The organism is Microcystis aeruginosa NIES-843 (genome assembly GCF_000010625.1).
Lineage (GTDB): Bacteria > Cyanobacteriota > Cyanobacteriia > Cyanobacteriales > Microcystaceae > Microcystis > Microcystis aeruginosa.
This window is the reverse complement of record NC_010296.1, coordinates 1,472,941-1,498,432: the sequence shown is the minus strand read 5'-3', so window position 1 is coordinate 1,498,432 and position 25,492 is coordinate 1,472,941. Positions and strand designations below refer to the sequence as shown.

The window sequence follows — 25,492 nt, the reverse complement described above, 5'->3', positions numbered from 1 at the left end:
ATTCATGAATCAACCCTACCTTGCCCCCCTTGATAAGGGGGGTATCTGACAATTTTTAACACCCACCTACTTAGTATAAGTTGCACCGGATCAAAAGACTATGTTAGCAGTTACCACCTCACCCGAAACCCTCTCCTTAGAAATTCCTAGCGCGATCGCTCTCTCTATCACCCTTGAACAGTTTGAAGCCCTTGCTGCGGTCAACCGTGACTTAAAATTAGAACGTACAGCCCAAGGAGAATTAATCGTGAATCCCCCGACAGGTGGCGAATCAGGACAGCGTAATTTTAGCTTAACGACTCAACTGGGTCGCTGGTGCGAAGAAAACGAAGCTTTAGGAGTCGGGTTTGACTCTTCCACTGGATTTATACTGCCAAATGGGGCGATTCGTTCTCCTGATCTATCTTGGGTGAGTCGAGAACGCTGGGAATCTTTAACCCCTAAGCAGAAAAAGGGATTTATTCCCCTCTGTCCCGATTTTGTGGTGGAATTGCGCTCTGAATCTGATAGTCTTGACAAATTACAGAAAAAACTGCTCGAATATAGGGAAAATGGCGCAAGGTTAGGCTGGTTAATCGATCCGCAGAATCGGCAAGTTGAAATTTATCGTCAAGGAAAGGAAGTGGAGATCTTAGAAAATCCCACTGATTTGTCGGGTGAAGATGTTTTACCCAATTTTAGCTTAAATTTAAAGCTCTGATGTTTTAAGGGGTCATCCTGCGATATTCTGCCAATCTTTTTGAGATCGGGGATTCGCTTCTAAATTATCTAAGAATTCTTTTTTCTAGGTCATCATCAAATGAGCATCGAAAAGTCTTTAGTCTCCTCAGGTAAAAGTCTTTATCAAGAAGATTTCTACCGATGGTTACAAGAAACCGCTAATTTACTCAAAGAACATCGTTTTGAAAAATTAGACCTGGAAAATTTGATCGAAGAAATTGAAACGATGGGAAGGAGTGAAAAACGAGAACTAGAAAGTCGCTTAACCGTCATTGCCGAACATTTGCTTAAATTGACTTACTGGCTAACTGAAAAGGAAGCAAATGCTCAAGGATGGCGCAGCACAATTGTTGAACAACGCCGACAAGTTCAACGCTTATTAAAAGAGAGTCCAAGTCTGAGAAGATTGATTCCTGAAATCTGGATAGATTGTTACCAAGCAGCCAGAGAAGATACTGTAAGAAAGTATCTTCTCTCTGCTGATTTATTCCCGATTGAATCCCCCTTCACCCTTGCAGAAATCCTTGATTCTGACTATCTTCCTTAAAACTCAAGTTCGGTATTTTATCGATGAAGACAATGCCCAACAAAGCAAAGCGTTAAACGGCAATCACTACCTCTGATTTACCAAATCAAAGTAAGATTTAAACTAAATTCTGGCAGAATACTTTCCCCCGATAAACTCTCTGGATTAGTTAAAATTTCTACTGCCTGTCCTTGACGATAAATTTCTACTTCTCTCGTTTTTCTATTGATTAACCAACCTAAACGAGTCCCATTATCTAAATATTCCTGCATTTTTTTCCTAGTAGTTTCTAGGCTATCACTAGGAGACATTAATTCAATGACAAAATCGGGAGATAGAGGTAAAAATCTTTCCTTTTGTTGTGGGGTTAAAGCTTGCCATTTTTCTAAAGGTATCCAAGCAGCATCGGGAGAGCGATCGGCCCCATTCGGTAGTTTAAACCCCGTGGAGGAATCAAAAACTACACCTAATTTATGTAGGTTATTCCATAACCATAATTGGGCAGTGATTCCAGCGTTAGAATTACCAGTTTCTCCTCCGGTTGGTGGCATAATAATTAAATCTCCTTTTGCGTTGCGTTCCAAACGTAAATCTCGGTTATCCTGACAAAGTTGAAAAAACTGTTCATCGCTGAGTTGCCAAGATTCAAATTTAATTTCTACTACTGCCATCATAGATTCTCTTTTATAGGATTATAGAATTACCAAATATTATCAAGTTCTAAGACAAATTGAGATAAAATATTTTCCCCCGATAAACTCTCTGGATTAGTGAAAATTTCTACTGCCTGTCCTTGACGATAAATTTCTACTTCTCTAGTTTTTCTATTGATTAACCAACCCAAACGAGTCCCATTATCTAAATATTCCTGCATTTTTTTCCTAGCAGTTTCTAGGCTATCACTAGGAGACATTAATTCAATGACAAAATCGGGAGATAGAGGTAAAAATCTTTCCTTTTGTTGCGGGGTTAAAGCTTGCCATTTATCTAAAGGTATCCAAGCAGCATCGGGAGACCGATCGGCCCCATTCGGTAGTTTAAATCCTGTGGAAGAATCAAAAGCGATACCCGTACCATTGTTATCTGACCAATTAAATAATTGTTGGGTGATTCTACCGTTACTATTGCCCGTTTTTCCTCCCGTCGGTGGCATAATAATTAAATCTCCTTTTGGGTTGCGTTCCAAGCGCAAATCTCGGTTATCCTGACAAAGTTGAAAAAACTGTTCATCGCTGAGTTGCCAAGATTCAAATTTAATTTCTACTACTGTCATCATGTTTAGATTCTCTTTTATAGGATTATATAATTACCAAATACTATCAAGTTCTAAGACAAATTGAGATAAAATATTTTCCCCCGATAAACTCTCAGGATTAGTGAAAATTTCTACTGCCTGTCCTTGACGATAAATTTCCACTTCTCTAGTTTTTCTATTGATTAACCAACCTAAACGAGTCCCATTATCTAAATATTCCTGCATTTTTTTCCTAGCGGTTTCTATGTTGTCACTAGGAGACATTAATTCAATGACAAAATCGGGAGATAGAGGTAAAAATCTTTCCTTTTGTTGCGGGGTTAAAGCTTGCCATTTTTCTAAAGGTATCCAAGCAGCATCGGGAGAGCGATCGGCTCCGTTAGGTAGTTTAAATCCTCCAGAAGAATCAAAAACTACACCTAATTTATGTAGGTTATTCCATAACCATAATTGGGCAGTGATTCCAGCGTTAGAATTGCTGGTTTCTCCTCCAGTCGGTGGCATAATAATTAAATCTCCTTTTGGGTTGCGTTCCAAGCGCAAATCTCGGTTATCCTGACAAAGTTGAAAGAACTGTTCATCGCTGAGTTGAAACGAGTTAAATTTAACTTCTACTGTCATTATTATCCCCAACCTACTCTCGTCTAAAATTCATGGTAACGCGCTAGGGCAAGAGATGTTCTTGGATGAAATTAGTGTAAACATCTCCGGCTAAAAAGGCGGGAGTTTCCAATATTTTACGATGGAAATCAATAGTCGTCGGTACTCCCGTGATCGCACATTCCCGCAGGGCGCGTTTCATGCGTTTAATCGCAGTTTCGCGATTTTCTCCCCAGACAATTAATTTACCGATTAGGGAATCGTAATAGGGGGGGATTTCGTAATCGGTGTAAACGTGGGAATCCATGCGGACACCGGGACCGCCGGGGGGCAGATAACCGCTAATTTTGCCGGGGTGAGGGCGAAAATTGTGATCGGGATCCTCGGCATTAATGCGACACTCGATCGAATGCCCTCTAAATATCACCTGATCTTGCTTAATTTGCAGTTTTTCGCCCTGTGCCACCAGAATTTGTTCTCGGATCAGGTCTATCCCCGTGATCATCTCCGTGACGGGGTGTTCCACCTGAATACGGGTGTTCATTTCCATGAAGTAAAAATTGCCGTGTTTATCGACTAAAAATTCCACAGTTCCCACCCCGACGTAATTAATCGATTTAGCGGCTTTAACGGCGGCATTACCCATTTTTGAGCGTAAATGGGGCGTTAAGAAGGGGCTGGGTGCCTCTTCTAGCAGTTTTTGGTGTCGTCGCTGAATCGAACAGTCTCTTTCTCCTAAATGGATCACGTTACCGTGACTATCGGCCAAAATCTGAAACTCGATATGTCGGGGACATTCGATAAATTTTTCTAGATATACTCCTGAATTGCCAAAAGCCGCTTCTGCTTCCCCTTGGGCGGCTTTTAACATATTACCTAGTTCATCTGCACTCTTGACAAGACGCATCCCACGCCCTCCACCGCCGGCGGTGGCTTTGATCAGGACAGGATAACCGATGTCATCAGCGATACGTTTTGCTTCCGCTTCTGAGGTAATTAAACCACCACTGCCGGGGATAGTGGGAACTCCCGCTTTTTGCATGGTTTTTTTAGCGGTAGATTTATCCCCCATAGCCAGAATAGCACTGGGAGACGGACCGATAAAAGTTAACTGATGATCGGCACAAATTTCGGCAAAGCGGGCGTTTTCTGCCAAAAAACCGTAACCGGGATGGATCGCCGTGGCGTTGCGTGTTAGGGCAGCCGAGATGATATTAGGGATATTTAGGTAACTTTTGCTGCTTGGGGGCGGACCAATACAAACACTCTCATCGGCCAGTTGAACGTGAAGGGCATGGCGATCGATGGTAGAGTGGACGGCAACGGTTCTAATGCCCAATTCTTCGCAACTATGAAGGATTCTTAAGGCGATTTCCCCGCGATTGGCGATTAATATCTTGGCAAACTGCATTGGACGACCACGAGATCAGGCTGGTGTGATAGGCGACTATTTAGTAGAATATCTGGTTTTGTTACCTTGGGGAAATCGGGCTGGCTGTTGGGAAGTGGGGAAGTGGGGAAGTGGGGTGTGGGGTGTGGGGAAGTGGGGAAGTGGGGAATTGGGGAAGTGGGGAATTGGGGAATTGGGGAATTGGGGTGTGGGGTGTGGGGTGTGGGGTGTGGGGAATTGGGGAATTGGGGAAGTGGGGAATTGGGGAAGTGGGGAATTGGGGAATTGGGGAATTGGGGAATTGGGGAAGTGGGGAAGTGGGGAATTGGGGAATTGGGGAAGTGGGGAATTGGGGAAGTGGGGAAGCTGTCTCATCACCCTATCACCCCAAAACCCTATCACCCCAAAACCCTATCACCCTATTTCCTGACTCCTGCCTACCGACGGCTAAAATAACTGACTTCGTCTCCCTCCCCGGTCAAGATGGAAAGCGATAAGCTAGAGTGTGAGGAGTGAAAACTTTTTAATCTCGTTTCGCCCCTAGAGGATAATAGCTCGATGTTGCGAATTATCACAGAGCCATGGTCAGCCAGAACGGAACTGAGACGAATTCGGGAACGGTTCGACGATCCGGAAATTCGGGAAAAAGAATCGCTTGTCCGAGAGATTGTCGAGCAGGTGCGACTTTCTGGCGATCGCTCGTTGGTGGATTACACGGAAAAATTCTACCAACAGTCCCTTAATCTACAACAACTGAAGGTGAGTGGCTCGGAACTCGATGCTGCTTATCAACAGGTGTCGCAGGATTTATTAAATGCGATCGCCGTTGCCTGTGAAAAAATGGAGGCTTTTCATCGTCAGCGTCTTCCCAAAGCTTGGGTCCAGTTTCCTGAGGATGGTACGGTTCGGGGGAAACGTTATCAACCGGTTAACAGCGTGGGAATTGTCGTTCCCGATGGGAAACGGGCCTATCTCAGTTTATTGCTCCAACAGGCGATTCCAGCCAAAATAGCGGGGGTTAAACGGATTGTCATGGTATCTCCTGCCGATGAGGATTTACGCATCCATCCGGCGATTTTAGTGGCAGCCCAATCGGTGGGTATTAGTGAGATTTATCGGGTGGCTGGACCACAGGCGATCGCTGCTTTAGCCTACGGCACAAAAACGATCGCTCCCGTGGAGATGATTGCCGGAATAGGTGATTTTTATACTAATTTGGCTAAAAAACTGGTTTCTGACCATGTAAAAATCGATTATCTCTCTATTACTTCTGATTTGGTTATTATTGCCGATAGTCAAGCCAATCCTAGACAGTTGGCCCTAGATCTATTAGCGCAAGCGGAACAGTATTCCCTAGCGGCAGCGATTTTATTGACGACGGATAAGGCTTTGGCCCTAATAGTACAGGAAGAAGTGCAAAAACAGTTACAGGTACATCCCCAGAGATTGTTAACGGAAAAAGCGATCGCTCATTATGGTTTAATCGTGGTGGTGGAATCATTGGAGAAAGCGATCAAATTATCGAATCTTTTTGCTCCCACCCATTTATCTTTGATGATCGATGAGCCTTGGGAAAAGCTATCTTCTGTGAGACAATCGGGAACTATTCTCCTCGGTTCCACTACTCCAAAAGCGGTGGCTGATTATTTGGGTTGTCCCGTGGGAGTGGAAACTTTTCTCGATTCCGCCACTTTAATCGAATATCCTGCCGATTCTTTCGCCCCCATAGCCCACAATCTGCAAATATTAGCGCAAGCGGAGGGATTTACGGCAACGGACGGGGCTATAGAATCCCGAGGTCAGGACAAGAGCTAGAAAAAGTATAGACCTCTTGTAAAAATCGAAAATCTGGCTCTTCGTTACTATTTATGCTAAATTAACAGACAAAATGCCAAGACAACATACTTCTAACCAAAAAATTACGAAAGTTTCTCAAGCCATAGCCTCTCCGTTTTATTAGTTTAAGTTTATTGTTGATTCCCTCGACCCGACCTTCGTTGTTCTTCGCTCGAAATAACTAATGATTTCTCCACACCAGTTTCGGATTGTTTGACAACTCTTGGTAAATATACTGGCCGATTTTGCCCACCATTCCGAGATGGATAGCGGTTCTTCTATCCTGTTCTTCGAGGTTTCATAAATCTTTCTAAATTCTTCCTTTAATTCCTGCATCTCTTTCAAATTTGGGAACTTTTCTTTGATAGCTTCTAGTTTAATTTTTTGGGGTTCCGTTCAATCTTCTTGATTTTTTAACAGGCTATATTTACTTGGCTTTAAAACTTCTAGCTTCGCTTCTTTTTTTTGCTTCATATTTTTTATATTTCTGCGCTTCTGATGATTTTGGGGTAGTTTATCCCTCTCTAACCCACAACGAGGGCAGGTCGCTTTTTTATTTTTCGATTCGCTCCGGAAGACTATAGGGATGGAAGCGTCTGGGCTCTTCTCGACTTTGTGTGATAATTTTTGCTTATAGAATCGTGAAATGTTTACTGGGAAAGACTTTTAGGACTATTTTGCTGAAGAAACTATCAGTATAGACCCCGTTTCCACACAGAAACCAGAAGAGCCGCGTCTGCGGCGGGCGGACAATGGGAGTTCTCTGAGTTACGATTGACTTTCTCGGAAAGCTGCTCTTGAGATGATTGTAATTCTTTGAGATGCTGCTCTAGCTGTTCTATCTTCAAACCTCACCCCACTACTAGCTGTCTGACGCTGGCGGTCGGTTGGTCTGACCCAATCCTCTGCGCCAATTCCTGGTATCAACCGTAGGTGTTTCTCATCCATAGGTCTGAGATTACCAGATTTCGTTCCCCTCTGAACGGTTACAGCAGATTTTTTCTGGAATCAAAAATCTCCTCATGTATTAAGCTATATTACGACCAAATTACATTCGTGACCAGATTGACTACAATGGAAAACGAGGATGGGTGGCCTGCTTATAGGAATAGGGATGAATTCGAGTTCGACAATTCGTTGGCAAAAATCGACATCAGTTTGTCAGTGATTTCCCCAACTAAGCAATTTGCCCTAGTTACCTTTATCTGGAGAAAAATCAGCGGCTTTGGCATAGAGCAAATCTCAGTGTGATGGTCAGAAAGTCAAAGCCAAAGCAGATAAGTATTTTTCGGTCAGCCTCTCCAAATCCTTGCTAGTTACTGGCTGGTGCTGACTAGGGGCTGTTTGACCGTAAGTGTTGAAAACATGAAAAAATAAGATTTTCTTTGAATTCAAGGAGTTGATCATGGCTAGTAATATAACTCAACAGGGAAGCTTGACTCTCAATGATTTTATCTTTATACAAGGAGCAAATCCCACCAGAGCAGATGAATATCTGGTCACTTTTACTGCTTTTAACCAGCCCGTGCAGATATCTTTAATTTCTGCTAACAATACCACTTATGATCCTATCGTCCAAATTATTGATGCCAGAACCAACACAATAGTTGCCAGCGATGACGATAGCGGTAACGGCAATAATTCACTCATTGCTAATTTTCTGCCCCAAGGCGGAGTTGTTTATAAAATTCGAGTCACCAGCTTCAATACTATTAACACAGAGATCGAACATCCCTACACCTTACAGGTTAACTCTGTAGTGGGCGATGTGGTGCTTGAGGAAAGATTATCGAGCTTCGGCAACCCCCAAACAGGTCAAGTGGTTACTTTTCAGGGGGTATTAGACAGCAGAGACTATACTTTTCCCTCTCCTAGCACAGCTGCACCCTCTTTGGCGGATGAATATAAGTTGGCAGTGACTGCCTTTAATCAACCCATCCAAGTATCACTTACGTCCTCAAACACCGGTGTTTACGATCCCTTCCTACAGATTGTCAATGCCAGAACAGGGGCTGTAGTGGCTTTCGATGATGACAGTGGTGACGGACTCAATTCTTTAATTGCCAATTTCTTACCGCAAGGTGGGGTGGATTACCGGATTCGGGTAAGTAGTTTCAATACTATCACGCTGCCGCAGACCAATCCCGCCACCTATACATTGCAAGTGAGCGCTCAAGTGGGACAGGCAGCCGTAACCCCAAGAGTCCCCGGTATTATTCCTCCACCCAATACCAGTCCCCTAACCCTGACTGGTGACACGGCGCAAATCGCTTACGTTGTCTATTATGGACGACCGGCGGATAATTCTGGACTCACTTTCTGGGACACTACCTTGACGAGTGCTGGTATTAGTTATTCTCCGAGACAGGGAGATGGATTAACTGGCAGTGAAGCTGGTGCTTATAATCAAATTGTCAACGACTTTGGCAACTCGTCCGAAGCTGATAACCTTTTCGGTCAATTGAATAATCGGGACAAAGTGAATAAAGTTTATAACTTTGCTTTTAACCGTAACGCAGAACAAGAAGGTTTAAACTATTGGGCAGAGCGCCTAGATAGTGGTGCCATCACCCTAGCTAATTTTGCTCTGGAGATCGGATTGGGTGCCCAGGGCGACGATATTATTGCCCTACGCAATAAACTGACCAGCGCCGATCTGTTTACGAATTCACTGGATTTGCCCGAAGAAAGGGCGGCCTACTCGGGCGAAAGTGCGGCACTTTTCGGACGCAATTGGCTCAGTGATTTCGGCACGACCGTAAGTACCCAGGCTTGGGTTGATGCCGCTATCTCTAGCTTAGTAAGCTAAACGGCGCTTAACCTGCATGATCCAACAGCTATAACCCTTTTGGAGTCTATATCGGTGATCCGAAGTAAAAGCCGTTTAGCTTATCTATCTAGGGCGGGCTGAATATCAGTAGAAGCTTTGCTAGAAAAGGGTTTTGGTCTTTTTTTACCCAAAAAGTGCCAGAAACAAACGTTGAGAAATCGAAATAGGGACTCAAAACCCTGGCACTTTTGTGAGCGATGGCGAAGGGTTCCGCTTTGCAGTACGCGAGGTCATTCTGTTATTCTGACTTCCCCGACCGACGACCGACTCGGAGACTGATGACTCCTAACCCCACCAGCCAACTTTTTCAGCAAGCCCTAGATATTCTGATACCATTTTTCTAAAGTAATGGCAGAGATAGTTAATTACCCTCACCCCCCCCCAACCCCCCCCCTGACAGGTGTAGGTATTTTACAAGTAAGAGGAAGGGGAGTAGTAAAAAGCGTCAACGGGGGTGGGAGGGAAAGAACTCCAACGATGAAGGTGAATCGACAAACCTTTTAGTAAATCAGCAATTAGGGTAATAGAACCCACATTCCGCACCCTAGTCGGTTGAAACCAACAGTTGCTCTAGCCCTTGTATAGCTGGACTTCCCCCATACAGAAATACTAAAAAATCAACAAAACCCTTACTGCCTGGAGCTTCTCAGAAAAAATTGACAAGCCGCTACTGGGTACATTTTTCGCTTGAAAATGGCTGTACCGTTGACTGTATCTGGAGTAGAGCGATTCCGTAGAGTTGGCTGTATAGTGATCGCTAACCTCATTGTAACAGATGGTGTCATTAATCTCTAGAGTCAGCGATTCCCTCTGTAGCCATGTTTTTGATGGTTTTCTGCCCCGAAACAAGCTATAATGGTCGAAAGGTCAAATTTGAAAATTTTTGCCTCAAACCCTATCAGCGTAAGGACTTCAGGAGTTTGTGTCCAGTAGTCCATTAGTATTATATGGCTTTAACTCAGGCTCTATAAGACTTTTAGCCATAGCTAGTATGTTTATACGGGGGAAGTCCAGGTATAGTAAGACTTTTAGCGATTACTAAGAATCGTGAAGTGTCACACTCTAGTCAGCGCTCGCCAGCTTAATGAGAGTCCATCTCAATAATTTGGTATCAGAGCTATCAGATTTTTAGCGCCAATTGTGCATCTGCTGGGCAAACAAATTAGCCTGTAATTCAGAGCCGGCAATCGTTTTGACGATTTAGATAAAATTTTCAATGTGACACTTTAGGGTGCGGAATGTGGGTTTGTTGTTTAGCATTGTCTTTCGCTATGCTCCTCTAAATCTCTAGCTTGATTTTCTCGCCATGAGTGTGTGACTGCTCACCTCTTTGTAATAAACCTACACCTGTCAGGGTGGGAGAGGGGACTATGATGCCTGCCACGAATAAGGAAAAATGGTATGACCTGATAGCAGCTCAAGAGCTTACTTTTGTCAGAAGTCCTATAATCTTCTCAAAGCAACGATTGGATCTAATTTAGCGGCACGATGAGCGGGAACAACACCGAAAATCAGACCGATGGCACTAGAAACTCCTAAAGCGAGAATTATCGCAGGGATTGAGACACTGGTGGTTAAAGCGGCAAAAATTCCCGCTAGATACATTCCTTGAATGCCGACAAAAATCCCGATAATTCCGCCAGTGGTAGCTAAAATCACCGATTCAATGAGAAATTGACCTTTTATATCCCCTTCTTTGGCTCCTAAAGCCTTTCTTAACCCGATTTCTTGGGTTCTTTCCGTGACTGACACGAGCATAATATTCATGACACCGATTCCCCCGACAAAAAGGGAAATACTGGCGATCGAGGCTAACATTCTAGTTAAACTATCGTTAGTCTCTTTGGCCATTTCTAAGACTGTGGTTTGGAGGAAAACCTGCACATAATTCTCGTCGCTGACCTGATGACGCATTTGCAGCAGGTTGCTAATCTGAAACTGAGCGGCTTTAATTTGGGCAGAGTTTTTGGCCAAGACAGAAATATGAGTCAGGGGAATGCCATAGATAGAATTGCGCCCTAAAACCTGATTAGACATGGTAGTTAGGGGAATTAAAGCTCGATCGTCCTGATTAGCCTCAAATAAGGAGCCTTTCGCCTGTAAAACTCCAATGACTTGAAAACTAAGATTGCCGATGCGAAGATTTTCGCCGACGGGATTGCGATTACCAAAGAGATTTTTAGCTAATTCCGATCCCAAGACAATCACCCGATTATCCCGTTTCAGGTCAGATTCCATAATAAATCTACCTTTAGACAGTTGACGGTTACGCACATTTAGGTATTCGGCTCCCACCCCAATCAGGGGGCTATTACTGGTTCTATTACCGAAGGATAAAATTCTTTTACCGCTCAATTCGGGAGAAATGGCGGCAATGGCGGGAACTTGAGATGCGATCGCTTGAGCATCTTCGTAGGTGAGAGGCCGGGGATTAGGAATTGTCCGCCGGACATTGCGCGAGGAGGTGGAAACAAATAAAACATTCGGTCCGAGAGCTTCAAACTGCTCGAGGGCGACTTTTTGCGCTCCTTCACCCACCCCCACTAGGGCAATGACGGAGGCGTTACCGATAGCAATTCCTAGCATGGTCAGACCACTACGCAGTTTATTGCCCATCAAAGCGGAAAAAGCCATTTTCAGGTTTTCTAGCATTTCCATGGTTGGTTACATTCAGTGATCAGTAAACAGGGATAAAGATAAAGATAACTAACTAATTAACTTAAAACTTACATCTGATAACTGATAACTGATAACTGATAACTGATAACTGATTAGCGGGTAGAGATTTGGAGCGTTTCCGGTTTGCTTAAATCGCCGGTAATAGTTAAACTGCGCCGATTAGCGTTGAGATGACGGACAATTTTATAGATAGCTTCAACTTGGTCACTAGCGCCGATTTTGGCCGCTAGAGTGGCTAGGTCGAGAGAAGTTCCCGTTTCCCGAACAACTTGCACGATTTTTCTTTGTAAATCCAGAATAGAAGCGGCGGCTTTTTTCCCTGCTTCTACCCCGGGTTGATGGTAGGCGTTAATATTAACTAAACTAGCATAGAAACTAACGGCCCGTTCGTAGAGGGCAATTAAAGCCCCTACCTGACGGGGAGTGACCTCTGGGATAGTGATAGTGATAGAGTGACGACTATTTTCGTATAAAGCTTGTCGAGTACCTTGCAGTAATCCTGAGAGGAAATCGCCGGCAGTGGAGCCAGTTTCCACTTCTATCGAATCTCCTTGCCGGTCTTTTAACACTTCAATAAAAGTGGCGAAGAAATTGGGAACACCTTCTCGTAATTGTTGGACGTAGGCGTGTTGGTCCGTAGAACCTTTGTTACCATAGACGGCGATCCCTTGGTACACCTTATTACCATCGAGGTCTTTTTCTTTACCGAGGGACTCCATTACCAATTGTTGCAGATAGCGGCTAAAGAGATAGAGACTGTCTTTGTAGGGCAGAATCACCATATCTTTCTCTCCCTTGCCCTTGCCCTCATGATACCAAGCTAGAGCAAGTAGGGCGCTAGGGTTTTTTTTCAGGTTATGGACGCGGGTGGCCATGTCCATTTCTTTGGCCCCGGCTAACATTTCATCAATGTCGATACCCTGCAAAGCGGCCGGGAGAAGACCGACGGCGGATAGTTCTGATGTACGACCACCGACCCAATCCTGCATGGGGAAACGAGTTAGCCAATCTTGGGCGTATTTGTCTAGTTGGCTACCCGGCATAGTGACGGCGACTGCGTGTTGCGGAAAGTCTAAATCCAGTTTTTCGTAAGCGTTGCGGACCTCTAACATTCCGTTTCTCGCTTCGGGAGTGCCGCCGGATTTACTGGTGACGATAACGAGGGTGGTAGCTAAGGGTAAATGGGCTAGGGTGCGATCGATACCTTTGGGGTCGGTATTATCAATAAAAGCAATCTCTAAGGGGGGATTAAGGGGGGATAGAGCCTCGGCAACGAATTGGGGACCCAAAGCAGACCCCCCGATGCCTACACAGAGAATATGGCTAAATTTTGCCCGATTGGGCGGCTTAATCGCTCCAGAGTGAATTTTCTTGACAAATTCTTTGATCTGTGCTATCGGTTCGGTGATTTCGTCCCGCAATTCCTGGTTAGGAGCGAGTTCAGGAGCGCGCAGCCAGTAGTGGCCGACCATACGCTGTTCGTCGGGATTTGCGATCGCACCCTGTTCTAAAGCTGCCATATCTTGGAAAGCGCGCTCAAATTTTGCTTCTAGACCTTTGAGAAAAGCCTCATCGAAGGGAATCCGACTGACATCGAGATAAAGTTCTAGGTTAGGGTGATAGTATAACCAATCTTGGTAACGTTGCCAGAGTTGCAGATTATCCATAAAAAAAAGCGAAATTTTTGTTTAATTACTCGTTTAGGGGAGATAGGATTCTATCCTCTCCAATCATCATACAGGTAGTTTTAGACTAGAAGATGACGGTTAAGCATATATTAGGGGTTGGCAAAATACTAACAGTGACGGACAGTGACGGAACTATCCCCTAATTGTTCGGTTTGCTGGTGTTGGCTGTTGATTTTTTAACTGGTTCTATGGCTATCTACTCATCCCCTCTCAAAATCGGTAACTTAGAAGTGCATAGCCGCGTCTTGCAATCACCTTTATCCGGTGTCACCGATTTAGTTTTTCGGTGCTTGGTGAGACGCTTTGCTCCTGATTCCATGCTCTATACCGAGATGGTCAATGCGACAGAAATCTCCCGGCTGCAAGAGTTACCGCAATTGATGGTTAAGCTAAAACGCACTTAAACCACCTAAAATAGAAATAGTAATTTTAGAAAAATCCTACTTATGCCAGCAAAAGATTTCCTAGACTTAGAAGAAAAGAAAAACTTACAAAAAGCTCTTAAAGAAGAAGAAAGAGCAGAGGTTAGGGAAAGAATTTTAATGTTTCTCTTGCTAAACGACGGAAAAACTCAACGAGAAATAGCTGACTTTATTGGCTGTTCACTCAAAACGGTCGCCCCTTGGTGTGTTCACGGTGATCCTAACAATTTAGAAAGTCTAGAAGATGGGAGAAAAAATGGAAATCATAAAAAAGCCACAGAGGAATATATTAATTTACTATTAAAAATAGTTGATGAAGACCCGAAGGAATTTGGATATGAATTCGGGAGATGGACAGCGGCAAGATTAGCAGAGCATCTAGAAAAGGAAACAAGAATTAAACTGAGTGGCTCGCAAGTGAGAAGAATATTGAGAAGAAAAAAGTATGTGTATATCTGGGCGAAATATAGTCTAGAAGATAAGCAAGACAAGAAATTAAGAAAAGCATTTAAAGAAAAATTAGATGAATATTTAAGGTTGGCTAAAGAAAAGCCAGAGTCAATCCAGGTATGGTTTTGGGACGGGGCTTTCAAGGTGGCGACGCAGGTTCGCCACACAGCCCCTCATGAGTGTGGATTTAGTTTGAGAGTAATAAGAAGGAGAGCTTGGACAAAAAAAGGAAAGCGAAAAAAAGTGAATGGACAAAGAAAAAGAGGAAGGGTGAATGTGATGGGAGCCTTAAGATATAATGACAAAAAACGAGTCTGTTTTATGATCAAAAAAGGAAATTCAGAAACTTTCCATGAACAATTAAAGAAACTTCATGAAGAGATTCGTCAAGAATGGATAAACTTGGGAAATCTGCCCGAAGATTTTCGAGAAAAAGGACCGAAAATTATCATCATATTAGACAATGCTAGTTATCACAAAAAGAAAGATGTTATTGAGCAGGTGGAAAAAGAGTTGCCCAATATTAGGCTAGAGTTTTTACCAGCTTATAGTCCAGATTACAACCTAATAGAATTAGTGTGGCATTCCGCTAAAGAGTACATAGCTAATCGAGAATTTGAAAATAAAGAAGAACTGGAAAAAGTAGTCAATCAGCTTTTAAATGAAGGGGGATTGATTATTAAATGGAGTAGAAAACTTAAAAATAAGGGTAATGCTGTCAATGTAACTTAAATGCGTAAAAGCTTATCGGGGACAAAGAACAACCAATTAGTATGCAATTATTTGATTGCCGTCCCGATTTTATGGCTGTGGCGGCGGAAAAAGCGGTTAAAGAAGGAGCGATGACCATCGATATTAATATGGGTTGTCCAGTTAATAAAATTACTAAAAAAGGCGGCGGTTCTTCGCTTTTACGACAGCCAGAAATTGCCGAGCAAATTGTTAGGGAAGTGGTGGGAGCGGTATCGGTGCCGGTAACGGTGAAAACTCGCTTGGGATGGAACGCTCAGGAGATTAATATTATCGATTTTGCCCGTCGTTTGGAAGATGCGGGAGCGCAAATGTTGACCCTGCACGCACGCACTAGGGAACAGGGTTATCACGGGCCGGCCGATTGGCAATGGATTAAACGGGTGAAGGAGGTTTTATCGATTCCTGTCATTGCTAATGGTGATATTGTTTCTGTGGAAGCGGCGATTAATTGTTTGGAATTTACCCGGGCCGATGGGGTGATGTGTTCGCGGGGAACTCTCGGTTATCCCTATTTGGTGGGGGAAATCGATTATTACCTCAAAACAGGCAAAAAGTTGCCGAAACCCACCTCTATTGACCTGTTAAGCCTAGCTAAAGAGCATTTACAGGGGCTATGGCTATACAAGGGACAACGCGGTATTTGGCAAGCACGGAAACATCTGGCTTGGTATTGTCAGGATTTTACCGGTGCGGCGGTTTGGCGCGATCGGTTTTCGCGCATCGAATCCCTGGCGGAGGGCTGTGATTTAATTGATAGAGCTATTGCCCAATTAAACCTTGAAAACGAGAATATTTAGGTAACGGTGCTACAAGCTGTAGGACCTGACGAACCTTTTGCTGGTTCGTCAGCATCATCGACAAGGTACATTGAATACCTAAGCCCGCTCACGGGTTTCAGCCTTATGGCGCAATTGGCTTGCCTGCTCCTGACTATCGCTAATATCAGGTCGGGGGCCAATAACCCCAACGCTTTCCCAATAAGCAACTAGCTCCAGCCCTGTTTTAGGAGGATTTTGAAGATAACTCATTCTCTAGCTCTGAAGGTAGATCTAGGCTGATGTTCACGGTATTTCCTTAACGTTCAATGACTTGTCTTTGATCATCGAAAATTTGGGTCTGAAACCCCGTCGTTCTACGACGGCTTTACTGTTAAATATTAGCACATTTACGAAATATATGCTAAAATGTGAGGTATGGAAAAAGCCTATTCGTTTCGATTTTACCCCACACCAACACAAGAGTCGCTATTGCGGCGCACATTGGGCTGTGTAAGATTGGTTTACAATAAGGCACTCCATCTCAGAACACAAGCTTGGTATGAAAGACAAGAAAGAGTAGGATATACTGAAACTTCTTCAATGTTGACCGATTGGAAAAAACAAGAAGAATTAGACTTTTTAAACGAAGTTAGCTGTGTACCTTTACAACAAGGGTTAAGACATTTACAAACAGCTTTTACTAATTTCTTTGCTGGTCGGACTAAGTATCCTAACTTTAAGAAAAAACATCAAGGAGGAAGTGCCGAATTTACCAAATCTGCTTTTAAATTTAAAGACAGACAAATCTATTTAGCTAAATGCACAGAACCTTTACCTATTCGATGGTCAAGACAAATACCAGAAAGCTGTGAACCAAGCACAGTAACAGTCAGATTACATCCCTCAGGACGTTGGCATATCTCAATTAGATTTGATGACCCAACGATTAAGCCATTACCAGTAACAGATAAAGCCATTGGAATTGACTTAGGAATTAGTAGCCTCGTGATTACCAGCGATGGCGATAAAGTGTCTAATCCCAAGCATTTTAAAAAGCATTATCGGAGACTGCGAAAGGCCCAAAAAAGCCTTTCTAGAAAACAGAAAGGGTCAAAAAATCGGGAAAAAGCAAGAATCAAAGTAGCCAAGATTCACGCTCAAATCACCGATAGCAGAAAAGACCATTTACATAAGCTAACCACTCAATTAGTTCGTGAAAACCAACCGGTTGTGGTTGAGAACTTAGCCGTCAAGAATATGGTCAAAAACCCGAAATTATCTCAGGCAATATCTGATGTAAGCTGGGGAGAAATTACCCGACAATTAGCCTATAAATGCCGTTGGTATGGAAGAAATTACATCGAAATAGATAGATGGTTTCCTAGCTCTAAAAGATGTAGTAATTGTGGGCATATTGCTGAGAAAATGCCGTTAAATGTTCGAGAGTGGGACTGTCCAGACTGTGGGACGCACCATGACCGAGATATTAACGCGAGTAAAAATATTTTGGCCGCAGGGCTTGCGGTGTCAGTCTGTAGAGCGACCATAAGACCAGAACAGAGTAAATCTGTTAAGGCAGGTGCGAAAAATCCTTCGGGAAAGAAGCAGAAACCCAAATCGTGAGGTTTGGGAATCGCCGTCCGTTTTACGGCGGCGAGGATGTCAAATCCGATATATTCAGTTAAACGAAGGGGTTGGGTTTCCTTGCGTCAAACCAGCCTAGGGCTGTGATTTAATTGATAGAGCTATTGCCCAATTAAACCTTGAAAACGAGAATAAGCTTTTACGCATTTAAGTTACATTGACAGCATTACCCTTATTTTTAAGTTTTCTACTCCATTTAACCCACATTCCGCACCCTCAACTGTCACATTGAAAATTTTATCTAAATCGTCAAAACGATTGCCGGCTCTGAATTACAGGCTAGTTTGTTTGCCCAGCCGATGCACAATTAGCCCTAAAAATCTGATAGTTCTGATACTAAATTATTGAGAGAAACTCTCATTAAGCTGGCGATCGCTGACTAGAGTGTGACACTTCATAATTCTTAGTAATCGCTAAAAGTCTTACTATACAAGGGCTAGAGCAACTTTTGATTTCAACAACTAGGGTGCGGAATGTGGGATTTAATAATCAATCCCCCTTCATTTAAAAGCTGATTGACTACTTTTTCCAGTTCTTCTTTATTTTCAAATTCTCGATTAGCTATACTTTAGACGTTCATAATCTGAGATTTATTAAACTTCTGAAATCGTAGAGTGAGCAAGGAATCCAGTTCTTTTTTATGTTTCAGGTGGGCATCATTCAGACATTCATAAATAGCTGAAGAAAAGTCAGAAAAGTTTTCATAATATTTACCATACAAACATTTCTTTTTGACAAATTTCCACAGCCTTTCAATTAAATTTAGATTAGGCGAATAAGACGGAAGATACAGTAGCTCTATTGACAAAGAAAGAGCCAATTCTTCAACAATTTTACATTTTTGATAGCGGGCATTATCTAAGACTAGAGTGATGGGAATAGTTATTCCTAAAGCAGCTATTTTTTTAAGAAGTTCACAGACTTGAGCTGCTGTAATATAAGTGTCATTAGTAACCAGAATAACTTCATGAGTTATCGCATTTAATGCTCCTAAAACATTGAAGCGTTTACGCCCGCTCGGTGACTTAACGAAAAGTCTCTCAAAACACCAAACAAAACCGAGAAATGCTCCCATGACGAAGTGAGCGGCATCAACAAAAAAAACAGCCCTTTTTCCTTCTTTAGCCTCATTTAGTCTGGGTTCTAGCTTTTTTTCTTTGTAGTCCTCTTGTTCATCTGGGTCAGCTTTAGAAGGAAGAGAACCTACTTTTAAACATTTCATTCCCAAGGATTTTAAGAATTTTCTCACTTGGGTAGGACTTCGTTTTATTCCTGTCAATTTTTCTCTTCTATATACAGCTTCATTTATTGTGGCTGGTGGATTTTTCTCGAAATATTTTTTGAGCGTTTCTCTTTGAGACTCTAATTCACTTTTAGGGCGATATAAGTTGATTTCTTTTAATTTTTCTATTCCGCCTTCTTCATAATCTCGAAGATAGGTTAATAAGGTATTTGGCGAGATTCCTGCTAACTGACAAATTTTTTTGTGCGGTATCTTTTGGCTCTTTAACCAGAGAACTTCCATCTTCAGTTGAACCCGGGGATGGGGATGATGAAATCTTTCATAATACAGTGAGTTCTTTTCTTCTTCCGTGAATTCTAGGTTAATCATGTTTTTAATGAGTGCTTTGCTTCTAATTATGACTCTTAAACTATATTATTGTCCTTGAGGAAAAAATGCAAGTTGTAGCCGTGCAAAGTATATGTATTCTTTAGCGGAATGCCATACTAATTCTATTAGGTTGTAATCTGGACCTCAGTACAGGACAAAAAGCTTGAAAAGTAGGCGAGAGTAGTGTTTTATGAGAAATAGAACCAATCTCTAAAACCCTATGAACCAGTATAGCGCCTTAAAGCAAGCCCTTAAACCCCATCTGGCATGGCATGGAGCCAGGCTCTCGTTTCTAGCACTGTTCCTACTAGCCTTAATTAAAGTCAAAACCGTCAATCTGAGCGAGTTAGCAGTAGGATTTGGAGGTAAAGCCCTCAAAGAATCCAACTACAAGAGATTACAACGCTTTTTCCGCAACTTCGAGCTTGATTATTCTGAAATTGCGAAAATTGTCGTGGGTTGGTTGAAGCTCCCCCAGCCTTGGGTGTTGAGTCTTGACCGGACTACCTGGGAGTTGGGCGAGCATTGCTAAGCTTTTACGCATTTAAGTTACATTGACAGCATTACCCTTATTTTTAAGTTTTCTACTCCATTTAATAATCAATCCCCCTTCATTTAAAAGCTGATTGACTACTTTTTCCAGTTCTTCTTTATTTTCAAATTCTCGATTAGCTATGTACTCTTTAGCGGAATGCCACACTAATTCTATTAGGTTGTAATCTGGACTATAAGCTGGTAAAAACTCTAGCCTAATATTGGGCAACTCTTTTTCCACCTGCTCAATAACATCTTTCTTTTTGTGATAACTAGCATTGTCTAATATGATGATAATTTTCGGTCCTTTTTCTCGAAAATCTTCGGGCAGATTTCCCAAGTTTATCCATTCTTGACGAATCTCTTCATGAAGTTTCTTTAATTGTTCATGGAAAGTTTCTGAATTTCCTTTTTTGATCATAAAACAGACTCGTTTTTTGTCATTATATCTTAAGGCTCCCATCACATTCACCCTTCCTCTTTTTCTTTGTCCATTCACTTTTTTTCGCTTTCCTTTTTTTGTCCAAGCTCTCCTTCTTATTACTCTCAAACTAAATCCACACTCATGAGGGGCTGTGTGGCGAACCTGCGTCGCCACCTTGAAAGCCCCGTCCCAAAACCATACCTGGATTGACTCTGGCTTTTCTTTAGCCAACCTTAAATATTCATCTAATTTTTCTTTAAATGCTTTTCTTAATTTCTTGTCTTGCTTATCTTCTAGACTATATTTCGCCCAGATATACACATACTTTTTTCTTCTCAATATTCTTCTCACTTGCGAGCCACTCAGTTTAATTCTTGTTTCCTTTTCTAGATGCTCTGCTAATCTTGCCGCTGTCCATCTCCCGAATTCATATCCAAATTCCTTCGGGTCTTCATCAACTATTTTTAATAGTAAATTAATATATTCCTCTGTGGCTTTTTTATGATTTCCATTTTTTCTCCCATCTTCTAGACTTTCTAAATTGTTAGGATCACCGTGAACACACCAAGGGGCGACCGTTTTGAGTGAACAGCCAATAAACTCAGCTATTTCTCGTTGAGTTTTTCCGTCGTTTAGCAAGAGAAACATTAAAATTCTTTCCCTAACTTCTGCTCTTTCTTCTTCTTTAAGAGCTTTTTGTAAGTTTTTCTTTTCTTCTAAATCTAGGAAATCTTTGGCTGGCATAAGTAGAATTTTTCTCAAGTTACTATTTCTATTTTAGGTGGTTTAAGTGCGTTTTAGCTTAGCAGCATCCACCTTACCCATCCAAAGAAAAGACTTGACCTCCTCAATCCTCTGGAATGACCCCCCAACTTTATAGAGGTTTTCGATTAAATGATACCAATCCAATATTTCAATTCTTTCCTGTTTCTCTCCTATCTCACGAAATAAATTCCAGATACCATCATGTCCATCTCCTAAACAAATTAAAGGTTTAGCCAAAACTTGAGAATCAACCAAATCTAATAAAGCCGAGTTATCTTGAAAAAAAGCCGCTACCCCCAGTTGATGAAAACTCACTGCTTTATAATCACGCCAAATTAAGGCTTCTCCCTTGGCAGTTCTCAGTCGTACCTTACCGCCATCTATGCTCATTTCTTCGACTTCGACTTCTGGGTTAGACGGTAATTCTCCAAAAGCATAGCGATGCACGAGGCGTTGTTGGGTACTGTGAGAAACAGCAATCCCTGTCAATGATTTGATTTTCTGCGCCGATTTCTCGTAGGATTCATCGCCACTTAATAGCAAACAGTTCTTCTCTAACATTGGACTCATCTGAGTCCGAGGCTTTACTTCTAACTTCTTCGCTTGTTTTTCTGTAGTTGGTAATTCCCCCAAAATACTTTTCACTTTTCTCGTCCGACCGGCGGTTTCTTCTGTGCTTGTTTTGACAAAAAAATACCGATTTCTGGGTTGACATAATGAATCATTAAATCTCTGACTGTCTCCTCTATCTCTCCCAAGTTATTAAATTTCTTAATTTGGGATTGCTCATAGAGACATTGCCCTAACTCTTGACATAACTCTTTAATTCTTTTTTCATTTTCTGATAACATTGAATTATTCCTCCCATCGAGCCATATTCTGAATTGTAAGCTATAACTATTATAATCTCATTTCTCTTTGTGATCAAGTTGAAGATTTTCTAGTTGTTGACGGCTATAAGCATTAATACTCATTGCATAAGTGAGATGCTCCCCGACTGTTTTGAGTGAACAGCCAATAAACTCAGCTATTTCTCGTTGAGTTTTTCCGTCGTTTAGCAAGAGAAACATTAAAATTCTTTCCCTAACCTCTGCTCTTTCTTCTTCTTTAAGAGCTTTTTGTAAGTTTTTCTTTTCTTCTAAGTCTAGGAAATCTTTGGCTGGCATAAGTAGGATTTTTCTCAAGTTACTATTTCTATTTTAGGTGGTTTAAGTGCGTTTTAGCTTACAACATCCTGACTGTAGGCATAGTCTCCGAGGGGGTTGCCATTCCCGTACTGTGGTGGATGCTCAAAAAAAAAGGAAACTCGAACAGTGATGAGCGTATGCGTTTCTTGGAGGAGATGCTCAAAATTTTTCCCGACGCTCAAATTCGTTGTCTGTGTGCCGACCGGGAGTTGATCGGTCAAGCTTGGTTGCGTTATTGGGACTTAAACAAATTTCAAGCCCAAACAAAGCCTAAACTGGCTTTGTAAGCGGCAAACACATCCCGATTCTCGGTCAGCCACTCAAAGAAACGGAAAGACATCGCTGTCCGAAAAGCTTCCAAGGCTTCCACAAAAGTGTTTAAAGGTCGATTCGCCCACCGCCTTTGCAATCCCCCAGTTAACTTATGCCACAGGATAAATGTATAGGCACAAAACACCAGGATAAAATGACGAAGTAAGCTTCGTTTATCCCTGACTTGATATTCCCTTAACCCTAACCATCCTTTGGCTTCTCGGTAGAATACTTCCACCCAATTTCTTTCGGTGTAAGTCCTCACTATCCACGAAGCTGTTACTGTATCTGCCTCAACTACATTGGTGATGAAATAGTCCACCTCTGTGGCTTTTTCCATTGAACTTGCATTCATGACGATCGCCAAGTTCCTTTCTCCTTCTAGTTGAGATATTTTCGCTCTGAATACCGCTACCCAAACCGTTTTTTCTTTATCTAGATTTAGGGTGATTTTCTCCCAATCCTTTTCTGATAGGCTTTTTGCTAGTTGCTCAAGCTGGATTGTTTCTTCCACACCCCCTTCTTTTTCAATAATTACTTTTCGATTTTTTGCCAATCCTCCTAAGTATTTTAGCTTTCTTTCTTCCAGGGCTTTGAGAAAATTTGTGTTGTTGCCATAACCAGCATCTATTAAGACGATTTTCGGTCGATAGCCTCTGGTTAAGCTCCGGTCAATTAAATCTATCGCTATCTCTGGTTTCTTCTTAAATTCTTTGTCTTCTTTCCCCTCGGCTAAGGAACTAGCCGGTTGATAAATTTCAATGTCTAGGGGGACACTTTTTTTGCCGTCGTAGAGATGGGTAGTGACGGCGACTATTCCGTTGTCTGTCTTGCCAATTTCTCCTAGGTACTGCCTGCCAACTCCGGCGGTCAGATTGCCACTTTTTCGATGTCCTGAGTCATCGACAATCAGGGAAAATCCTCGGGGGATTTGCGTCTGGCGGCATTGGTTCATCACTTGCAACCGACATTCATTCACCTGACGGTCTGACCAGGGAGATTCGGTCAAAAAGTGATGTAATCGGTTATAAACTACTCCGACGGCATTATTGGCCATTTGAGTGAGGTTTTTCCGCTCACTTTCCCCTAATAATCCTCCTAAATATTGTCTGAAGCCGTTTTTTTGCGCTTCGTTTTTGAAGCAATTGTCAAACCGCCGACACCATCGGTCAAAGCATGGGGGCATCGCGGCTGGGGTTGTCTCTTTCATCGCTGATCTTTCAACGTAAAGTGCTTACTCTTTAACGATTATACTCGATTTGATCTTTATTTGGCGTTTAAGTCCCATTATCTTCTCCTCGAACCTTCTCTGCCTTTCCGAATCCGGATTCGGGCTACCGACAAGATCGAACGGTCCGGGAAAGCCTTAGCCGCTCAAGTCGTTTTTGCCCATCTGGTTCGGGGAGAATCTCAACAACTCCAAGAGGATTGTCGGGTGTGGGGTGATCAGGTTTCCGTTGAAGCTCTGCGTTTGGACGACGGAGACCTCTTGGTAGTGATCGCTCCGACCCATACGGTCGGACTTGTTCGCGATTACGCTCTACGCTGGGGGATTGAAACCCTTTTCGGGATTCTCAAGACTCGTGGGTTTTGTTTGGAATCTACTCACTCTACTGATCCCGAACGCCTTCGTAAGTAGGTGGGTGGAATTAAATATAAGATGAACGTAGCGACTGTCTTGATTGTCAAGGGGTAACTCAAAAAACAATCAAGGAGTTGCTGTCGAACCTAAAATCTCAAGCCAGAAAAAAGCGCAGCAAAAACTAAGTCGCTCAGGTTAAACCAAAGCAAGCGCAACCCTTGATCAGAGATAACAAAAAGTGTGAATCTCTAGTGGGACTTAGGCGTTTTCGGTCAGCAAAAAAGGCTCAAACCATTACGGGACAAAGGGTTAACCTCGATTTATGATTTTCCTTGATATATCTGGGTTTCAGCGATTTTGGGCTTCTCGAAGTAAATCCCAAGCGGGGATTGGAGTTGAGGCTTTTCTCGATTTGTTTTTTGTCTAAGTCCCAATAGGAGATCAATTGGACAAAGAAGTTGCTGTAATAACAGTTATTTGTGCAGAAAAGTGATTAGTTTTGCTTGTTCCAAGGTTCTGCCTTGGAACATATCAAACCAATTTGGCAGCGATCGCCCTTGACAATCACAAAAAGGTTAGAAGAACAAGGAAATAATCATCCTGTTGCTTGGCTACGGAATATGGCGCAACAGTTGGGGACATATCTCAACCGTCAAGCGGGAACTATAGAGGAATATCAGGGGTTTTTATTAGAAGTATTACAAGCAGAAGCAGAGATTAATGATGGCCGTGCTATAATAACTGACAACGATTATTATTATAAAAATATGCAGTATAAAGTCAGTCTTAAGCAAACAGAAGAAGGATATGCTGTTTGGTGTCCCGGTTTACCCGGCTGTGCTTCTCAAGGTACAACAAAAGAAGAAGCTCTCAATAATATTCAAGATGCTATTGTGTCTTATTTAGAAGTTGCCGAGGAATTGAATCAAGGTGTAGAATCTTGTTATGTGGAAGTTGAATTAAATCATGCCTAGTCTTCCCAGAATTAATCATCAACGAGCCATTAAAGCCTTTGAAAAAGCAGGATTTAGGATTGTTCGACAGGGTAAACATATTACAATGACTGATGGAGATCATATCTTAACAATTCCCAGAGCTAATCCAATTAATGCTTATACAATGGGAACAATTATTAAAGGTGCCGGAATGTCTATTGAAGAATTTAAAAAACTTTTGTAAAAGCGTCGGATTAAGGTTATGGACGAAAAACGCACTCAAGCTTATCTAAATATCATCGAATCAGCCTCAAAAAAAAATCACAGTCTATCACATAATCACATCAATCACAGTACAGACAATGGATGAACAACGCGCCCAAGCTTATGTTAATTTAATTGAACAGTTACTCGCTTGTACTGAGGGTGAGGAACCCAATATCCTGCAAGCTAATCAGGAATTGATTGACCCCGAATTTTTGCAGATGATGGAAAACTATGCAACAGGGTTAGAATAATAAGGATACAATAACCATGCAGATTGATTTAACACAACACTTTGGGCAATATCTCAACCCTCAAGCGAGAAA

The 25,492-nt window shown here is 42.3% G+C and carries 21 protein-coding genes and 8 pseudogenes; 16 read left to right on the top strand and 13 right to left on the bottom strand.

What is annotated here, in order from left to right:
- Positions 1-100 precede the first annotated feature (100 nt).
- Positions 101-700 (top strand): Uma2 family endonuclease, encoded by a 600-nt coding sequence (locus tag MAE_RS07365; RefSeq protein ID WP_012265011.1) that lies wholly within the window; start codon positions 101-103, stop codon positions 698-700.
- Positions 701-799: 99 nt separating this feature from the next.
- Entirely contained in the window at positions 800-1,267 is a 468-nt protein-coding gene (locus tag MAE_RS07360; protein WP_002757365.1) for a DUF29 domain-containing protein, read from the top strand.
- Positions 1,268-1,344: 77 nt separating this feature from the next.
- On the opposite strand, the gene MAE_RS07355 is transcribed toward MAE_RS07360, so the two are convergent.
- The 4 genes from MAE_RS07355 to accC are packed head-to-tail and all read right to left on the bottom strand — an operon-like array spanning position 1,345 to position 4,512.
- Positions 1,345-1,920, bottom strand: a complete 576-nt coding sequence (locus MAE_RS07355; protein ID WP_012265010.1) for a Uma2 family endonuclease — start codon at positions 1,918-1,920, stop codon at positions 1,345-1,347.
- A 26-nt stretch (positions 1,921-1,946) separates the two neighbouring features.
- On the bottom strand, positions 1,947-2,522 hold the full coding sequence (locus MAE_RS07350; RefSeq protein ID WP_041803911.1) for a Uma2 family endonuclease: 576 nt from the start codon (positions 2,520-2,522) through the stop codon (positions 1,947-1,949).
- 30 nt (positions 2,523-2,552) lie between these two features.
- Complete coding sequence (locus MAE_RS07345; RefSeq protein ID WP_012265008.1) at positions 2,553-3,122, bottom strand: Uma2 family endonuclease; 570 nt, start codon at positions 3,120-3,122, stop codon at positions 2,553-2,555.
- Between the two features lie 43 nt (positions 3,123-3,165).
- Positions 3,166-4,512, bottom strand: a complete 1,347-nt coding sequence (gene accC, locus MAE_RS07340; protein ID WP_002734953.1) for an acetyl-CoA carboxylase biotin carboxylase subunit — start codon at positions 4,510-4,512, stop codon at positions 3,166-3,168.
- 66 nt (positions 4,513-4,578) lie between these two features.
- On the opposite strand from accC, the gene MAE_RS33215 reads away from it, so the two are divergent.
- Together MAE_RS33215 and hisD are read left to right on the top strand one after the other, a co-directional pair.
- The gene (locus MAE_RS33215) at positions 4,579-4,947 is read left to right on the top strand and encodes an isopentenyl pyrophosphate isomerase (protein ID WP_158303498.1); all 369 of its coding nucleotides are present in this window, start codon (positions 4,579-4,581) and stop codon (positions 4,945-4,947) included.
- A 102-nt stretch (positions 4,948-5,049) separates the two neighbouring features.
- Positions 5,050-6,306, top strand: a complete 1,257-nt coding sequence (hisD, locus tag MAE_RS07330) for a histidinol dehydrogenase (protein WP_002798756.1) — start codon at positions 5,050-5,052, stop codon at positions 6,304-6,306.
- An 82-nt stretch (positions 6,307-6,388) separates the two neighbouring features.
- Here the strand turns inward: hisD and MAE_RS36010 are convergent.
- Positions 6,389-6,663, bottom strand: a pseudogene (locus tag MAE_RS36010) (transposase); the annotation flags it as partial.
- A 356-nt stretch (positions 6,664-7,019) separates the two neighbouring features.
- Positions 7,020-7,175: a V-type ATPase 116kDa subunit family protein gene (locus MAE_RS33745; protein ID WP_162467758.1), complete on the bottom strand. Its 156-nt coding sequence runs from the start codon at positions 7,173-7,175 to the stop codon at positions 7,020-7,022.
- Between the two features lie 557 nt (positions 7,176-7,732).
- On the opposite strand from MAE_RS33745, the gene MAE_RS07325 reads away from it, so the two are divergent.
- Together MAE_RS07325 and MAE_RS33210 are read left to right on the top strand one after the other, a co-directional pair.
- Positions 7,733-9,136 (top strand): DUF4214 domain-containing protein, encoded by a 1,404-nt coding sequence (locus MAE_RS07325; RefSeq protein WP_012265002.1) that lies wholly within the window; start codon positions 7,733-7,735, stop codon positions 9,134-9,136.
- 218 nt (positions 9,137-9,354) lie between these two features.
- The gene (locus MAE_RS33210; protein ID WP_158303497.1) at positions 9,355-9,501 is read left to right on the top strand and encodes a hypothetical protein; all 147 of its coding nucleotides are present in this window, start codon (positions 9,355-9,357) and stop codon (positions 9,499-9,501) included.
- Between the two features lie 1,099 nt (positions 9,502-10,600).
- Here the strand turns inward: MAE_RS33210 and MAE_RS07320 are convergent.
- Positions 10,601-11,815, bottom strand: coding sequence for an ABC transporter permease (locus MAE_RS07320; protein ID WP_002798751.1), 1,215 nt, complete (start codon positions 11,813-11,815; stop codon positions 10,601-10,603).
- Positions 11,816-11,928: 113 nt separating this feature from the next.
- Positions 11,929-13,503, bottom strand: coding sequence for a glucose-6-phosphate isomerase (locus MAE_RS07315; RefSeq protein ID WP_002798750.1), 1,575 nt, complete (start codon positions 13,501-13,503; stop codon positions 11,929-11,931).
- Positions 13,504-13,712: 209 nt separating this feature from the next.
- Between MAE_RS07315 and MAE_RS07310 the strand changes: the two are divergent.
- The 4 genes and pseudogenes from MAE_RS07310 to MAE_RS07295 all read left to right on the top strand — a co-directional run.
- Positions 13,713-13,910, top strand: a pseudogene (locus tag MAE_RS07310) (tRNA-dihydrouridine synthase); the annotation flags it as partial.
- A gap of 60 nt (positions 13,911-13,970) precedes the next feature.
- Complete coding sequence (locus MAE_RS07305; RefSeq protein WP_012264998.1) at positions 13,971-15,128, top strand: IS630-like element ISMae23 family transposase; 1,158 nt, start codon at positions 13,971-13,973, stop codon at positions 15,126-15,128.
- 11 nt (positions 15,129-15,139) lie between these two features.
- Positions 15,140-15,946, top strand: a pseudogene (gene dusB / locus MAE_RS07300) (tRNA dihydrouridine synthase DusB); the annotation flags it as partial.
- A gap of 396 nt (positions 15,947-16,342) precedes the next feature.
- Positions 16,343-17,530, top strand: a complete 1,188-nt coding sequence (locus MAE_RS07295) for an RNA-guided endonuclease InsQ/TnpB family protein (protein ID WP_012264995.1) — start codon at positions 16,343-16,345, stop codon at positions 17,528-17,530.
- 589 nt (positions 17,531-18,119) lie between these two features.
- On the opposite strand, the gene MAE_RS07290 is transcribed toward MAE_RS07295, so the two are convergent.
- Complete coding sequence (locus MAE_RS07290) at positions 18,120-19,163, bottom strand: IS630 family transposase (RefSeq protein WP_012264994.1); 1,044 nt, start codon at positions 19,161-19,163, stop codon at positions 18,120-18,122.
- A gap of 220 nt (positions 19,164-19,383) precedes the next feature.
- Between MAE_RS07290 and MAE_RS07285 the strand changes: the two are divergent.
- Positions 19,384-19,692: pseudogene (locus tag MAE_RS07285) on the top strand (IS4 family transposase); the annotation flags it as partial.
- Positions 19,693-19,707: 15 nt separating this feature from the next.
- On the opposite strand, the gene MAE_RS07280 reads toward MAE_RS07285, so the two are convergent.
- The 3 genes and pseudogenes from MAE_RS07280 to MAE_RS27645 all read right to left on the bottom strand — a co-directional run.
- Positions 19,708-20,865 carry an IS630-like element ISMae23 family transposase gene (locus tag MAE_RS07280; protein WP_012264992.1) on the bottom strand — a complete coding sequence of 386 codons (1,158 nt, stop codon included), beginning with the start codon at positions 20,863-20,865 and terminating at the stop codon, positions 19,708-19,710.
- A gap of 60 nt (positions 20,866-20,925) precedes the next feature.
- Positions 20,926-21,737: pseudogene (locus MAE_RS28755) on the bottom strand (ISKra4 family transposase); the annotation flags it as partial.
- 144 nt (positions 21,738-21,881) lie between these two features.
- Positions 21,882-22,052: pseudogene (locus tag MAE_RS27645) on the bottom strand (helix-turn-helix domain-containing protein); the annotation flags it as partial.
- Positions 22,053-22,111: 59 nt separating this feature from the next.
- Here MAE_RS27645 and MAE_RS07260 point away from each other — a divergent pair.
- Positions 22,112-22,309: pseudogene (locus MAE_RS07260) on the top strand (IS4 family transposase); the annotation flags it as partial.
- 17 nt (positions 22,310-22,326) lie between these two features.
- Here the strand turns inward: MAE_RS07260 and MAE_RS07255 are convergent.
- Complete coding sequence (locus tag MAE_RS07255) at positions 22,327-23,595, bottom strand: IS701-like element ISMae34 family transposase (protein WP_012264988.1); 1,269 nt, start codon at positions 23,593-23,595, stop codon at positions 22,327-22,329.
- Positions 23,596-23,673: 78 nt separating this feature from the next.
- On the opposite strand from MAE_RS07255, the pseudogene MAE_RS07250 reads away from it, so the two are divergent.
- From MAE_RS07250 to MAE_RS34005, 4 genes and pseudogenes are all read left to right on the top strand, one after another.
- Positions 23,674-24,021: pseudogene (locus tag MAE_RS07250) on the top strand (IS4 family transposase); the annotation flags it as partial.
- Between the two features lie 713 nt (positions 24,022-24,734).
- A complete protein-coding gene (locus MAE_RS07240; protein WP_012264985.1) occupies positions 24,735-24,941 on the top strand; it encodes a type II toxin-antitoxin system HicB family antitoxin in 207 nt (68 codons plus the stop codon).
- On the top strand, positions 24,934-25,146 hold the full coding sequence (locus tag MAE_RS07235; RefSeq protein WP_012264984.1) for a type II toxin-antitoxin system HicA family toxin: 213 nt from the start codon (positions 24,934-24,936) through the stop codon (positions 25,144-25,146). The genes MAE_RS07240 and MAE_RS07235 overlap by 8 nt, the downstream gene beginning before the upstream one ends.
- A 118-nt stretch (positions 25,147-25,264) precedes the next feature.
- The gene (locus MAE_RS34005; RefSeq protein WP_004163331.1) at positions 25,265-25,420 is read left to right on the top strand and encodes a hypothetical protein; all 156 of its coding nucleotides are present in this window, start codon (positions 25,265-25,267) and stop codon (positions 25,418-25,420) included.
- Positions 25,421-25,492: the final 72 nt, after the last annotated feature.

What these genes read in the sequence shown, in the direction of transcription:
- accC (WP_002734953.1), bottom strand. Translation starts at nt 4,512, where the DNA reads ATGCAGTTTGCCAAGATATTAATCGCCAATCGCGGGGAAATCGCCTTA.
- MAE_RS07315 (WP_002798750.1), bottom strand. Translation starts at nt 13,503, where the DNA reads ATGGATAATCTGCAACTCTGGCAACGTTACCAAGATTGGTTATACTAT.
- MAE_RS07295 (WP_012264995.1), top strand. Translation starts at nt 16,343, where the DNA reads ATGGAAAAAGCCTATTCGTTTCGATTTTACCCCACACCAACACAAGAG.
- MAE_RS07355 (WP_012265010.1), bottom strand. Translation starts at nt 1,920, where the DNA reads ATGATGGCAGTAGTAGAAATTAAATTTGAATCTTGGCAACTCAGCGAT.
- MAE_RS07305 (WP_012264998.1), top strand. Translation starts at nt 13,971, where the DNA reads ATGCCAGCAAAAGATTTCCTAGACTTAGAAGAAAAGAAAAACTTACAA.
- MAE_RS07365 (WP_012265011.1), top strand. Translation starts at nt 101, where the DNA reads ATGTTAGCAGTTACCACCTCACCCGAAACCCTCTCCTTAGAAATTCCT.
- MAE_RS07290 (WP_012264994.1), bottom strand. Translation starts at nt 19,163, where the DNA reads ATGATTAACCTAGAATTCACGGAAGAAGAAAAGAACTCACTGTATTAT.
- MAE_RS07235 (WP_012264984.1), top strand. Translation starts at nt 24,934, where the DNA reads ATGCCTAGTCTTCCCAGAATTAATCATCAACGAGCCATTAAAGCCTTT.
- MAE_RS07240 (WP_012264985.1), top strand. Translation starts at nt 24,735, where the DNA reads ATGCAGTATAAAGTCAGTCTTAAGCAAACAGAAGAAGGATATGCTGTT.
- hisD (WP_002798756.1), top strand. Translation starts at nt 5,050, where the DNA reads ATGTTGCGAATTATCACAGAGCCATGGTCAGCCAGAACGGAACTGAGA.
- MAE_RS07360 (WP_002757365.1), top strand. Translation starts at nt 800, where the DNA reads ATGAGCATCGAAAAGTCTTTAGTCTCCTCAGGTAAAAGTCTTTATCAA.
- MAE_RS33210 (WP_158303497.1), top strand. Translation starts at nt 9,355, where the DNA reads ATGGCGAAGGGTTCCGCTTTGCAGTACGCGAGGTCATTCTGTTATTCT.
- MAE_RS07255 (WP_012264988.1), bottom strand. Translation starts at nt 23,595, where the DNA reads ATGAAAGAGACAACCCCAGCCGCGATGCCCCCATGCTTTGACCGATGG.
- MAE_RS07320 (WP_002798751.1), bottom strand. Translation starts at nt 11,815, where the DNA reads ATGGAAATGCTAGAAAACCTGAAAATGGCTTTTTCCGCTTTGATGGGC.
- MAE_RS07345 (WP_012265008.1), bottom strand. Translation starts at nt 3,122, where the DNA reads ATGACAGTAGAAGTTAAATTTAACTCGTTTCAACTCAGCGATGAACAG.
- MAE_RS07350 (WP_041803911.1), bottom strand. Translation starts at nt 2,522, where the DNA reads ATGATGACAGTAGTAGAAATTAAATTTGAATCTTGGCAACTCAGCGAT.
- MAE_RS34005 (WP_004163331.1), top strand. Translation starts at nt 25,265, where the DNA reads ATGGATGAACAACGCGCCCAAGCTTATGTTAATTTAATTGAACAGTTA.
- MAE_RS07280 (WP_012264992.1), bottom strand. Translation starts at nt 20,865, where the DNA reads ATGCCAGCCAAAGATTTCCTAGATTTAGAAGAAAAGAAAAACTTACAA.
- MAE_RS07325 (WP_012265002.1), top strand. Translation starts at nt 7,733, where the DNA reads ATGGCTAGTAATATAACTCAACAGGGAAGCTTGACTCTCAATGATTTT.